Below are 11,135 nucleotides of genomic sequence, written 5' to 3'. Positions count from 1 at the left end.
CCGTCGGGGTCGAGGGTGTCGAGGATCCGGTCGCCGGCTTTCTTCACCTCGACCGGGGACGCGTTAACGGCGAGGTTGACCAGGATTTTCTCCGCCGCCACCCGATCCTCCTCCGACACCGTCGCAGACATGGCCGTCATCGTCTTCACGATCACGTCGACATGCGCGGGAGTGAGGACACCGGCCAGTGCAGCGAGACCTGTCAGGGGTGCGACTGCGGGGATCTCTGTCCCGTCGATGGCGTACAAGGAGTTGGTGCCGCGGGCACGGACCACGATCTGACGCGCCGCAGGCTCAGCCATCCCCGTCGTATGCATCAGCCACTGCACCGCAGAGTTGTACTGATGAGTGGCCTTGATGCCATCGGTCTCGGTCTTGGTGACCACGAGACCCAGCAGCGCGGTGTACCGGTTCATTTCCCGGGTGATCACGCGGGCGTAGTCGACCAGTGTCGCCGGATCAGCACGCCGGATATCGGCGGGATCGGGGAGGGTGATCGTATCGCTGGGCACTCCTCTATTCTACCTCGATTCGAACGTTTATTCGGAACACGTTCAGGTGATACCTATTATCGCGGAACGTAGTCACCGAATATTCGGAAAGGCTGCCATAGCAGCGAATTTCGCCCGTTCTCCTCCTGCAACTGCTTGCTGCGTCACTCACGCATACACCAAACGCACGAGAGACGTTGCGTACCGTGATTGGCGAAGGACGAACGGCGTTATCCGTGCGTTCACTGCAAGGAAAGTCCCTTTCAGCCACTCACGAAACGCAGCCACCAACGCATCGGAACGGGTCCTCGGATCCGGTCCAGGAACCCCAGTCCGCCCCGGTCCTTGCTGCAGTAGACCGGACCTGACGACGGAACCGACCCAGCGCCGTCAGCCGGCGCAGGGTGACCAGCGGAATCCTTCCGCAGATCCGGAAAACCACTGGCACACCCGACGCGCATGGCTCAGTCGAACGGTGTCCGGCGGCCGTCCCGGACGTAGTCGGCGCTGCCCGAGATGCTGTCGTCGCTGTGCACGGGCTTCCCTTTGGCGAGGTGACCGAACATCTGGATCCCGAACCCGCCGTCGAGGTCGTCGACGATCCGCTTCTTCCACGGGCGGCGGACGATCTGGGTGGTCAGCCGCCGCACCGTGCGCGGCTGCCGCATGATGTGGTCGGCGATGACGTGTGCGCGCGCGACGAGCTCGTCCTTCGGCAGGATCTCGTTCACCATCCCGTATTCCAGCGCCGTGGGCGCGTTGATCGCCTCGCCGGTCAGCAGCGCATAGGCCGCCCGCTTGACGCCGAGGAGCTCCTGGAAACAACTGTGGATCCCGTCTCCTGGCACGGAACTGATGCCGTAGTGCAGGTCGTAGATGCGCGCGTCCTCGGCCATCAGCGTCAGATCGCACATGAGCAGCACCTCGGAGTGGTACCCGTCCCCGTTGATCAGGCCGATCGTGGGGATCTCCAGATCGTTGACGAGGCTGCTGATGTTGATCCGGCCGTCCTTGTAGGCGTACTCGTAGGCCCAGTGCTCGAGGTCGCGCTCCTCGATCTCGAACCCGTTCGGGTCCGAGCCCATCATCCAGTCGCGCCCCGTGCCGGTGAGGATCAGCACCTCGTTGGCCGGGTCGGCGCCGACCGTTTTGAGGAATTGGCCGAGTGCCCGGTGGTTCTCCACGCTGAGCTTGACCGAATCGCCGCGGGTGTGAGCCTGCGCGAACAGCACGCCGTCGTCCCGGCGTTCGAGCAGGAAGAAGTCCTTGAAATGCTCCTTGTACTCGTCGAACTTCGGCGTGGGCAGGAATTCCTGAAGTGACATGAGGACAATCTCCCAGCGGTGGTCGTTCAGGTGGCGGGCTGCGCGGTCGCGGCGGACCGACGCCTGGTGATCTCGGCGACGCACGACCAGTCCAGGTCCTTGCCGACTTGCTCGATGGCCGTTTCGAACACGTCCCGCAGCACCGGGCCGCTGGGCAGTTCGACGTCGAGGTTCTCGGCGGCGTGCAGCGCGAGCATGAGGTCCTTGTGCCCCAACGTGGTGGTGAAGCCCGCGGGGGCGTAGGTACGCGTGGCGATCGCGCGTCCGTAGCCGCTGTAGATCGCGCCGGGGAAGATCGAGTCGTTGATCGCGTCGACGAACGCCCCCGTATCGATGCCCGCCTGTTCGAGCAGGGTGATCGATTCCGAGAGGGCCTGCAGGGCGTGCAGGATGAGGTAGTTGACCGCGATCTTGACCGTCGGCGCGGCGTCCGCCGCCGGTCCGAAGTCCCACACCCGCTTGCCTATCGCGTCGAGCATGGGCGCCACCGCGGCGCGCGTGTCCGGGTCACCGGACGCGAGGACGATCATCTGCCCCGCCGCGACCGCCTCCGGCCGCCCCACCACCGGCGCGCTCAGATAGCGCGAGCCGCACTCGGCGGCCAAGCTGTCGAATTCCGCCGCCGCTGCCGGGCTGATCGTCGCGTGGCCGACGTGCACGAAGCCGTTCGGCGCGGCCCGCAGCCGCTCCCTCGTGAAGACCTCGCGCACCGCCTCCTCGTTGGTCAGCATCGAGAAGACCGTCCCGGTGGCGATCACTTCCTCCGGGCTGCTGACACGGGTGGCGCCGCGCGCGACCAGCTCGTCGGCCTTGCTCTGCGTTCGGCTCCAGACGGTGACGTCAAACCCCGCGTCGATCAGGCGCGCCGCCATCGCGGAACCCATCTTGCCGAGCCCGATGTAGCCGATCCGCTGATCCTTTGTGGACATCGCTTGTCTCCTCCCGAGAATGCGCGCAGGTCGCCAGTCCAGCGACGTAGGTCAACACTCCAGAAGGCTATCATTGGATACATTCAGAGAGCAACACCAGGTAAAATACGCCTTGAACTCGCTTTGAATCTCCCAATCGGATACATTCGACACTGGTAGTGGGTACCCCGCCGAACGCCCCGCGCGGCTGGTCGATTCGACAGTGCGACGGCCGGCTGAGGCTGTCGCCGTTCAGTCCCGGCCGACCGACAGACTCCGCTCGGTCACCGCCCGCACTCCCCCGACCGACAGTCCTTCGGTCAGCGGCCCGAGCACGGCCGCAAGGGAGTGGGCGTTCCTGGCTTGGCTGAATCTGGGGGACGCGGCGAAGCACGGCAGGCGGGGCAAGGTCTGGCGGAAGCACCCGAGCCCCAGGTGGCGCGCCGGGCCGATTCGGTGCCTCGAGTACCACCAAACTGAGTTGCCTGCCGTCCCCTCGACCGCCGCCGCGCACGCCGCGGCCAAGCCGACTTCGCAGCCGACACTGAGACCCGCGTCGACATCCGAGTACTGATCCCCTCGCCCCGCCGCCAAGGATCCGCCCAGTTCGAGCCACTCGCACCACGGGGTATCCCGCGCCCAACCGCACAAGCGGTCGACGATGTCCCACGGCCCTGGGCCGGTCGCACTCATCCGGCGATCGTAGTGACGCACACCGCTCCCACACCGCGGACGAGGTCCGCTCCCACTACAAGACGTTCACCGCGGTCGCCGTCGAACTCTGAGCGCCTTGATGCCCGAATGGCTGTCCGAAGGTGCCTGTACATCGTGCCCCGGATGGCGCAGAGTGCGTAGGCGGTGAACCAGCGATCCGGAGGTGCCATGTTCGGCGAGGAAATCGTGCTCGGACCCCTGCCGAAGGGGATCACGCTCGCGAAAGAGGGAATGCAGAAAAGGGTGTGGAACGTGCTCGGGCACACCTACACCATGAAGGCCGCCAGCGAGTCGAGCTTCGCCTTCGAAACCCTCGACCCGCCCGGGACCGGCGTACCTCCGCACGTGCACCCGACCCAGGACGAGCACATCTACGTCCTCGAAGGCGTGTTCACCCTCTACCTCGACGGACAGTGGGAGACCGCGGGACCCGGCGACACCGTGCGGATGCCGAAGAACCTTCCCCACGCCTACTACAACCGCAGCGAAGACATCACCCGCGCGCTGTTCTGGGTCAGCCCGGCCGGGCGGCTCGCCCAACTGTTCGACAAGCTGCACGACCTTCAGGACCCAGTGGAGGTCGTCCGGCTGTCCACGCTGCACGACGTCGACTTCCTGCCGCCCGGGTCGGTGGAGGGGGCCTAGGACTCGTGAGCGGCGCAACCGGTACTAACCGGCCGCAACGCTCACGAGTTCACCTGCTGCTGCGAGGACCCGGACGCCCGGGCGTAGCCGCTGACCGCGGCCTCGAGCGTGGCCGCGTCGATCACGTCCTCGATCCGGGAAAAGCCGTCGGGGGCAAGGCGTTCGACCTCGTCGATGACGCTCTCGGGCCCGCCGGTCCGGTTGCGCAGCACCACCTCGGCAGTGGCTGCCAGCCGGTCGTCTTGGTATGCCCGCAGCGCGTCGGCGAGGTCGTCGTGCCGCGCCAAGTGGCCGCTCAGACTGGTGGCGTCGAGGATCGCCTGGCCTGCGCCGTTGGAACCCATGGGATACATCGGATGGGCGGCGTCGCCCAGCAGCGTCACCCGGCCCTGGGACCAGTGCGGCAGCGGGTCGCGGTCGCACATCGGGAACTCGAAGCACTCCTCGGTGGCCGCGACGAGCCCGGCGTGGTCCACGGCCGGCATCCGGAACCGTCCGACGTGCTCGGTCAAGTCGGCCGGATCGGCGGGCCGTGACCAGTCCTGGCGGCTCGGCGGCGGATCACCGGCTTGCCCGGTCTGGATGCAGATCGCCCAGTTGGTGAGCTTGGTGCCCGGAGTCCGTCCCGGTGCGATCGGGTAGACGACGAGCTTGGCCGCGGTGCCGCCGGCGACGATCACCGAACCACCGCTGCCGAACTCCGGCCAGTCGGTGGCTCCGCGCCACAGCGTGACGCCGTTCCAGCGCGGCGGGCCTTCCGCCGGGAACAAGAGGGACCGCACGGCCGAGTGGATTCCGTCGGCCGCGACCAGGACGTCTGCGCGGACCGGGTCCAGTGACCTGCCCTGCCGGTCGACGAACTCCGCCAGTACTCCCCCGGAATCCTGCTCGAAGCTCGTCAGCCGGTGCCCGGTCCGGACGGCGTCGTCCCCGAGCCGCTCGCGCACCGCACGCAGCAGCACGCCCTGCAGTCTGCCTCGATGAAAGCTCAGCTGGGGGAAGTCGAATCCGGCCTCCAGCCCGCACGGCTTGCTCAGGATCACCGGCCCGAGCCGGTGGGCGTAGACCAGCTCCCGAGTGCGGACGCCGCCTTCTTCCAGCCGGTCCAGCAGGCCCACCGCATCGAGTTCCTTGACCGCGTGCGGAAGCACGTTGATCCCGACACCCAACTGGCTGATCTGCTCGCTCTGTTCGTACACCGCACAGTCGATGCCTTCGTGGTGCAGCCGCAGGGCGGTGGTCAGCCCGCCGATGCCGGCCCCGATGATGACGACTCTCATGGCCACCTGTCCTCTTCTGGTCTCGCCCTCCAGAATGGCCCAGCCGCGTGGTGCCCCTCAACCCGGGGATCAGGCAGGGCAGCTGACGTCGGGCCACGCCGGGGCGTACATGTCCGAAAACACTCGGTCACGCAACCAGGTGTGCGGCAACGGCGTCCGGAGTGCCCGGACTGTCCGGGTCATCGGGGCAGGCCGCCCCGGTGATCGGGGACATTGCATGATCACCTTCGCCGCACCTCACGGTCGGCTTTGCCGCAACGGTGGCAAATCAGGCATATCCTCCGGATTCCCGAAACCGTCGTGTGAGTACGGGTATCCCTTGGGCGCTTTCGGGAAATCATCCCCAATGGGGTGCCCTATCCGATTGCCCTCGAGATCCACCGTGGACGGAGCGTCCAAGCCATGGAAATCCTCGATGATCTTGTCAACATCTGCAGGTGTGTACTTCCCCGGGTTCTCCCCGATGTCCACGATATCCGAACGCACACCGTCCCATTTCTCGAACTCCCCCGCTCTGCCGCCTGGCCAGTCCATCTCGGCCGAGTACTTGACGTCGCTCAGGTACGACTTGAGTTCGGCAGGATCGGTGATGTCGTCCGCCCGCTTGGCGATCGGAGTTTCGTACTCTTCCTTGTTCTTCTTGATAAACCCGGAGCTGTCGAACGCGGCACTCGGCTTCATCGGCGCGCTGACCGTGCCGTTTGCCTTGACTTTTCCGGCAATCTTACTTTCGATATGGCCGAAGTTGTTCACCATCCCGCCGATTTAAGTGTTCGGGTCACCGTGTCCGATCGGCAGTTTCTCGGGCTTGTTGTGCATCTTGATCAGGTCCTCCGAGTACTTTGTCGTCAGTGTCGACTGCTCAGTCGTCGGCTGGTGCTCCACCCGCTTCTTGCCCAGTCACCCATCACTGGGGGCGACTGTGCCACGGCACAGAATGAGCTTGCATCCGTAGAAATTACGTAGTTCGACCACACCAAGTCAGCTGCTCGACGACGATCGTGGTGATCGCCCCGGTCGTCGCGGTAGGCGACCGGGGCGATCACGACTGATCAGCAGTTACGCCGACGCCGGGCGGGCGATGATCAAGGGGCAGGGAGCGTGGTAGATCAGCGCCTGGCTGGTCGAGCCGAGCAGCATGCTGGAGAACCCGCCGCGCCCGCGACTGCCGACGACCAGCAGCTGGGCATCCTCCGCGCGCGTCAGCAGCTGCCGCAGCGGCCGGTCCCGCTCGACGACCCGCACCACGGTCACGTCCGGGTACTTCTCCTGCCAGCCAGCCAGCCGTTGCGCGAGGACTTCCAGCTCCTCCGCTTCGATCCGGTCCCAGTCCAGCACGAACTGCCGCGCGTAGGCGTAGGCGTTGTCCGAGCTGAAGTCGAGCCAGGTGTGCACGGCGACCAGGTCGACGCCGCGCCAGGACGCCTCGTCGAAAGCGACGGCGACGGCTTCCACACTCGCCGGCGAACCGTCCACACCGACCACGACAGCGCCGCCAACGGGCGGCACCTTCTCGTCGCGGACGATGGCAACCGGGCACGCCCCGTGGGCGACAAGCGCGACGGAGGTCGAGCCGGCCAAGCGACCGGCGAAAGCGCCCAGCCCGCGGGAGCCGAGCACCATCAACCGCGCGGTCTTGGACAGCTCGATGAGCATCTCGACGTGGTTCCCCTGCCGCAGCTCGACGTCGACCCGCAGCCCCGGGTGCCGTTCGAGAGCCACCGCTTCCGCTTCTGCCAGCTGACGACGCCCGTCGGCTTCCAGCGCGTCGAACACGCTGATGGTGACGTTGCCGATCGAGGACGGGGCGATCCCGTGGAACAGGTGCAGCGGCAAGTTACGCTGGGCTGCTTCGTCGGCCGCCCAGCGAGTCGCGTTGAGCGCGGAGGCCGAGCCGTCGACAGCGACGACAATCGGATAGGTCATGGCGTTCTCCTAATCTGTGCTGGGGCGGCAGATGGCCTGTGCTCGGGTCACGCCGGGCACCGACTCGGCCAGGATCGTGGCGACATGCCGATCGGTCTCGTTGTCGAACTCGTCGCCGATCGCCACCGCGCCGCCGTGCACTTCGACGGTCCAGCGGTCGGGTTCGCCGTACATCGCGAGGCGGTGGCGTACGTCGGTGGCGATGTCGGCGTCCTCGCGGGCCAGCACGCGGACCAGGTCCCGGCGGGTGATGATGCCGACCACCCGCGACCCGTCGACGATCGGCATGCTGCGGACCCGGCTGTCGAGCATCGCGGTCACCAGGTCGACGACGTCGGTGCCCGCGCCCATTGCCGTGACCGGGGTGGTCATCACCTCCCCCACCAGCGCGGCAGCCGTCGGCCGTGGCTCCTTCGTGTCGAAAGTGTTGTGGTACCGGGCATCTCGGGGGAACCGGTCGCGCAGAAGGTCGGCTTCAGTGACGATGCCGATCAACCTGCCATCGTCGTCGAGCACCGGCAACGCGGTGAATCCGTTGGCCGCCAGCAGGTTCGCCGCCTGCTTGATCGGTGTGCCCGGGGTCACGCTGACCACCGGCGCGCTCATCAGGTCGTGTGCTCTCATCGTCTTCCCGCCTTTCCTTGGTACCTCAAACGCTAAGCGCGGCCGACGGCGAACGCTGCGGACCTTGGTCCCTCACGGGCGGGACCTCGGTCACTGCAGGACTTCGTCGATCGACCGGCGCAGGCTCGCGGGCGCGGGCGTGCCGAGTGAATGCCCGACGCGCATGAGTACCTGCGGGTAGCCGTCAAGCGCAAACCGCTTCCGCAGCTCGGCCCGGACGTGGGGAACGTGCAGTGGCTGGGTCAGGATCGAGGCGGTCAGTCCGGCATTGACGGCAGTGAGCCAAGCCGACTCCAGCGCATAGCCGGCGCGGAGGTGGTCGACGCGGGAATCAGTGTCGGTGAAGAAGATCAGTAGCCGCTCCTGGTCCATGCGTTGCCTGAGAACGTCACGACGGGGCAGCCCGGTGGCCGGCCGCACGAGCCCCGCCCACGGGAGCTCGCCGGCGGGCATGCAGCTGACCGCGATTCCGACGCCGTGGCGGCGCGCGCGCTCGTCGCGGATCGTCCACGTCGACAGCTCGCGCTGGGCACTGCGGTCGCGTCGCGAATCCTGGGCCGCGGACGTCAACAGGTCGGCCACGGCGTCGGTGTGGAACTCGCCGCGGACCGACAGCGCATACACGTCCTGCGTCGTCCCGGCCCGGACCACCTCGGCGAGGTCGTGTGCCGACACCGACGTCCCGGCGAACTGCCGCCGATCACTGCGACGCCGGTCGATGGCCGAATACCGATGCAGGTCGGTCATCTCCGGCGACAACCGGTCGCCGGCGGTGACGGTCGCGACCAACTCCGGGGAAGCCGGGTCCGGCAGCATCGACAGCGTCGCCGCGCGGCCGAGCACCCGCACCGCGAGCTCCAGGTTCGCCAAGGCCGCGCCGCACGAGATCGTGCGGTCGCGTCCCTCCGGGTCGTACTGCGGCAGCTCGACGTCCTGCCGTTCCCACAGCTGGGCCTCGCGGCCCGCCACCCGCACGGTCCACGGCTGGATGTTGTGCACCGACGGTGCGCGGATCACCGCGTTGGCGAGTACTGCGGCCGCGGCCGCGGACCAGAACGTCGAAACCTGCGAACTCATGCCGCCTCCTGTGTCGCCTCCCAGAGTCCGCGTCGGCGCACGGGAGAAGCAGGGCGCAAAGGCACCGGTCGGCCACGTCGGAAGTCCCCCGCTTCGGGGACCAATGGCCCCAGTGCCCAGCACGCCCGCGGCACAAGCTGAGCCCATGAGAGAGACGGTTTCCCAGGTGATGACCAAACACCCGATCAGCGTGGCCGCGGACGCGCCCTACAAGCAGCTCGACGAAATCCTGGCCCGCGAACACATCAGCGCGGTCCCCGTGGTGAACGGAAGCGGCGAGCCGATCGGGGTCGTCTCGGAGGCCGACCTCCTGGCAAGGCTGCGGCACGACACCGGCGAGACCCGGCCGGGCGTGTTCGCCGGTGCCGCGTCCCGCGAGGACTGGGACAAGTCGCACGCACTGCTTGCGTCGGACCTCATGACGTCACCGGTGCAGACGATCGGGACCACCGCGTCCCTCGCGCTCGCCGCAGTCCGACTCGCCGAGGCGGGGGTCCGGCGGCTGTTCGTGGTCGACGGCACCCGGCTCGTCGGTGTGGTGTCCCGCCGCGACCTGCTCAAGACGTTCCGTCGCTCGGACACGCTGATCAAGGCCGCCGTCCAACGCGAGGTCTTCGACCGCGAGCTGGCCGTACCCGCCGGGCAGGCCGATCTGAGTGTCGACAACGGAATCGTGACGCTGGTCGGCCGCCTCGAAAGCCGCGGCGAGGTCGAACGCGCCGAGCGGCTCACGAGCGCGATCTCCGGTGTCATCGAGGTGCGCAACCGGCTGGACTTCGTCTGGGACGACTACGCCGAGCGCCATCGTCGCCCAGCCGCGCTCGGTCTCTGACACCCCCGAGCCACTACGTCAATCGAGAGGAACCACCATGTCCGTGCACGAAGAAATCGAGCAGGTCTCCATCCCCACCCAAGGTCCCGCACACGCCGCCCCGACCACGGGCAGCCAGGCTCTCGCCGTCCTCCGGATCACGACCGGGCTGGTGTTCCTCTGGGCGTTCCTGGACAAGGCATTCGGCCTCGGTTACGCCACGAGCCCGGCCAAGGCCTGGATCCACGGCGGCTCCCCCACCAGGGGCTTCCTCGGCTCGGTCGACGTCGGGCCGTTCACCGGCATGCTGCACACCTGGGCAGGCACCTGGTGGGCGAACTCGCTGTTCATGCTCGGCCTGCTCGGCCTCGGTGTCGCGGTAACGCTCGGCGTCGGCCTCCGCCTGAGCTCCATCGCCGGGACAGTCCTGATGCTGTTGATGTGGATCGCCGAATGGCCGCCCGCCCGCACCACCAGCGCGGGCAAGGCGACGTCGTCGAGCAACCCGCTCATCGACTACCACGTCGTCTACGCGATCGTGCTGATCGTGCTCGCCGCGACCGCCGCCGGAACCACCTGGGGCCTCGCCCGCCGCTGGAACGCCACCTTCGCCGGCCGCAACCGCTGGCTGCGGTGACCCCGTCGGCAAGCCCCTCAAGGCCATCCTGCTGGCGACCCTCACCGGCTGACAGCGGTGGTTCGGTTCCGCTGTCAGGTCCGGTCTACTGCAGCAAGGACCGGGGCGGGCTGGGATTCCGTAGCGGCGGATCTTGGCCCGTTTCGATGCGCAGGTGGCTGCGTTTCATGAGTGGCCGAAAGGGACTTTCCTTGCAGCCAACGCACGGATAACGCCGTTCGCACTCCGCCACTCACGTTAAGCAACCAGTCTCGTAAGCCTGGTGCATCTGTGAGTGACACGCTTTGCGAGCAGTGGTCGCGAAAGTCACTTCTCGCACCGTCATTCGCGGTGAAAGTGACTTTCGTGGCCTTTCGACGACTACTTTCCGCAATTGTCGGAATCACCTGAAAGGGTATCGAATAGTAGTTCGACTCGCGGTAGAATAAAGGGGTGTCCAACTCGGTGATCCGGTTTCCCTCGCTTGCCGATATTCGGCGTGCGAATCCGGTGGAAGCTGCTGAGATCGCCCGCCAACTGGCGCGGATTTACAATGAGTGTGACGCGCTGTTTGGTGTGTTGGCGGCGAAGGTGGAGACCGAGGGTGTGAAGGTTGTCTACCAGTATCTGAACACGGCACTGTGGTTGGATGATGTCACTCAGATCGGCCCGGCGGCGGCGAAGCGGATCGTGATCCGGGGTAAGGCCGTGAACTCCT

Annotated in this window: 13 protein-coding genes; 4 read left to right on the top strand and 9 right to left on the bottom strand. The window is 66.9% G+C overall.

Annotation, left to right across the window (positions count from 1 at the left end; genetic code table 11):
* The 4 genes from JWQ81_RS37080 to JWQ81_RS37065 all read right to left on the bottom strand — a co-directional run.
* On the bottom strand, positions 1-512 hold a 512-nt coding region (locus JWQ81_RS37080), incomplete at its 3' end, for a DUF222 domain-containing protein (RefSeq protein ID WP_297549112.1).
* A gap of 443 nt (positions 513-955) precedes the next feature.
* The gene (locus tag JWQ81_RS37075; protein ID WP_297549110.1) at positions 956-1,816 is read right to left on the bottom strand and encodes an enoyl-CoA hydratase/isomerase family protein; all 861 of its coding nucleotides are present in this window, start codon (positions 1,814-1,816) and stop codon (positions 956-958) included.
* A gap of 26 nt (positions 1,817-1,842) precedes the next feature.
* Entirely contained in the window at positions 1,843-2,745 is a 903-nt protein-coding gene (locus tag JWQ81_RS37070) for an NAD(P)-dependent oxidoreductase (RefSeq protein WP_297549108.1), read from the bottom strand.
* A gap of 231 nt (positions 2,746-2,976) precedes the next feature.
* Positions 2,977-3,417, bottom strand: coding sequence for a hypothetical protein (locus tag JWQ81_RS37065; RefSeq protein ID WP_297549106.1), 441 nt, complete (start codon positions 3,415-3,417; stop codon positions 2,977-2,979).
* A 189-nt stretch (positions 3,418-3,606) separates the two neighbouring features.
* Here JWQ81_RS37065 and JWQ81_RS37060 point away from each other — a divergent pair, with 189 nt between their 5' ends.
* Positions 3,607-4,083: a cupin domain-containing protein gene (locus JWQ81_RS37060; protein WP_297549104.1), complete on the top strand. Its 477-nt coding sequence runs from the start codon at positions 3,607-3,609 to the stop codon at positions 4,081-4,083.
* A 41-nt stretch (positions 4,084-4,124) separates the two neighbouring features.
* Here the strand turns inward: JWQ81_RS37060 and JWQ81_RS37055 are convergent, their stop codons facing one another.
* From JWQ81_RS37055 to JWQ81_RS37035, 5 genes are all read right to left on the bottom strand, one after another.
* Positions 4,125-5,363 (bottom strand): flavin-dependent oxidoreductase, encoded by a 1,239-nt coding sequence (locus JWQ81_RS37055; protein ID WP_297549102.1) that lies wholly within the window; start codon positions 5,361-5,363, stop codon positions 4,125-4,127.
* A gap of 237 nt (positions 5,364-5,600) precedes the next feature.
* The gene (locus JWQ81_RS37050) at positions 5,601-6,119 is read right to left on the bottom strand and encodes a hypothetical protein (RefSeq protein ID WP_297549100.1); all 519 of its coding nucleotides are present in this window, start codon (positions 6,117-6,119) and stop codon (positions 5,601-5,603) included.
* A gap of 303 nt (positions 6,120-6,422) precedes the next feature.
* Positions 6,423-7,289 carry a universal stress protein gene (locus tag JWQ81_RS37045; RefSeq protein ID WP_297549098.1) on the bottom strand — a complete coding sequence of 289 codons (867 nt, stop codon included), beginning with the start codon at positions 7,287-7,289 and terminating at the stop codon, positions 6,423-6,425.
* 9 nt (positions 7,290-7,298) lie between these two features.
* Positions 7,299-7,913, bottom strand: a complete 615-nt coding sequence (locus JWQ81_RS37040; RefSeq protein ID WP_297549096.1) for an HPP family protein — start codon at positions 7,911-7,913, stop codon at positions 7,299-7,301.
* A gap of 90 nt (positions 7,914-8,003) precedes the next feature.
* Positions 8,004-8,990 (bottom strand): nitroreductase family protein, encoded by a 987-nt coding sequence (locus tag JWQ81_RS37035; protein WP_297549094.1) that lies wholly within the window; start codon positions 8,988-8,990, stop codon positions 8,004-8,006.
* A 145-nt stretch (positions 8,991-9,135) separates the two neighbouring features.
* Between JWQ81_RS37035 and JWQ81_RS37030 the strand changes: the two genes are divergently transcribed.
* From JWQ81_RS37030 to JWQ81_RS37020, 3 genes are all read left to right on the top strand, one after another.
* Positions 9,136-9,822 carry a CBS domain-containing protein gene (locus tag JWQ81_RS37030; protein ID WP_297549092.1) on the top strand — a complete coding sequence of 229 codons (687 nt, stop codon included), beginning with the start codon at positions 9,136-9,138 and terminating at the stop codon, positions 9,820-9,822.
* A 37-nt stretch (positions 9,823-9,859) separates the two neighbouring features.
* Positions 9,860-10,438 (top strand): hypothetical protein, encoded by a 579-nt coding sequence (locus JWQ81_RS37025; protein ID WP_297549090.1) that lies wholly within the window; start codon positions 9,860-9,862, stop codon positions 10,436-10,438.
* A 432-nt stretch (positions 10,439-10,870) separates the two neighbouring features.
* Positions 10,871-11,135, top strand: a 265-nt coding sequence (locus JWQ81_RS37020; RefSeq protein ID WP_297549088.1) for a hypothetical protein, incomplete at its 3' end; no start/stop codon positions are given.

This window comes from Amycolatopsis sp. (assembly GCF_025464955.1).
Lineage (GTDB): Bacteria > Actinomycetota > Actinomycetes > Mycobacteriales > Pseudonocardiaceae > Amycolatopsis.
Note: the sequence above shows the minus strand (reverse complement) of the source record. Positions and strands in the feature narration are given on the sequence as shown.

Coding starts and splice junctions, on each gene's coding strand:
- JWQ81_RS37075 (WP_297549110.1), bottom strand. CDS start 1,816: ATGTCACTTCAGGAATTCCTGCCCACGCCGAAGTTCGACGAGTACAAG.
- JWQ81_RS37070 (WP_297549108.1), bottom strand. CDS start 2,745: ATGTCCACAAAGGATCAGCGGATCGGCTACATCGGGCTCGGCAAGATG.
- JWQ81_RS37065 (WP_297549106.1), bottom strand. CDS start 3,417: ATGAGTGCGACCGGCCCAGGGCCGTGGGACATCGTCGACCGCTTGTGC.
- JWQ81_RS37060 (WP_297549104.1), top strand. CDS start 3,607: ATGTTCGGCGAGGAAATCGTGCTCGGACCCCTGCCGAAGGGGATCACG.
- JWQ81_RS37055 (WP_297549102.1), bottom strand. CDS start 5,363: ATGAGAGTCGTCATCATCGGGGCCGGCATCGGCGGGCTGACCACCGCC.
- JWQ81_RS37050 (WP_297549100.1), bottom strand. CDS start 6,119: ATGGTGAACAACTTCGGCCATATCGAAAGTAAGATTGCCGGAAAAGTC.
- JWQ81_RS37045 (WP_297549098.1), bottom strand. CDS start 7,289: ATGACCTATCCGATTGTCGTCGCTGTCGACGGCTCGGCCTCCGCGCTC.
- JWQ81_RS37040 (WP_297549096.1), bottom strand. CDS start 7,913: ATGAGAGCACACGACCTGATGAGCGCGCCGGTGGTCAGCGTGACCCCG.
- JWQ81_RS37035 (WP_297549094.1), bottom strand. CDS start 8,990: ATGAGTTCGCAGGTTTCGACGTTCTGGTCCGCGGCCGCGGCCGCAGTA.
- JWQ81_RS37030 (WP_297549092.1), top strand. CDS start 9,136: ATGAGAGAGACGGTTTCCCAGGTGATGACCAAACACCCGATCAGCGTG.
- JWQ81_RS37025 (WP_297549090.1), top strand. CDS start 9,860: ATGTCCGTGCACGAAGAAATCGAGCAGGTCTCCATCCCCACCCAAGGT.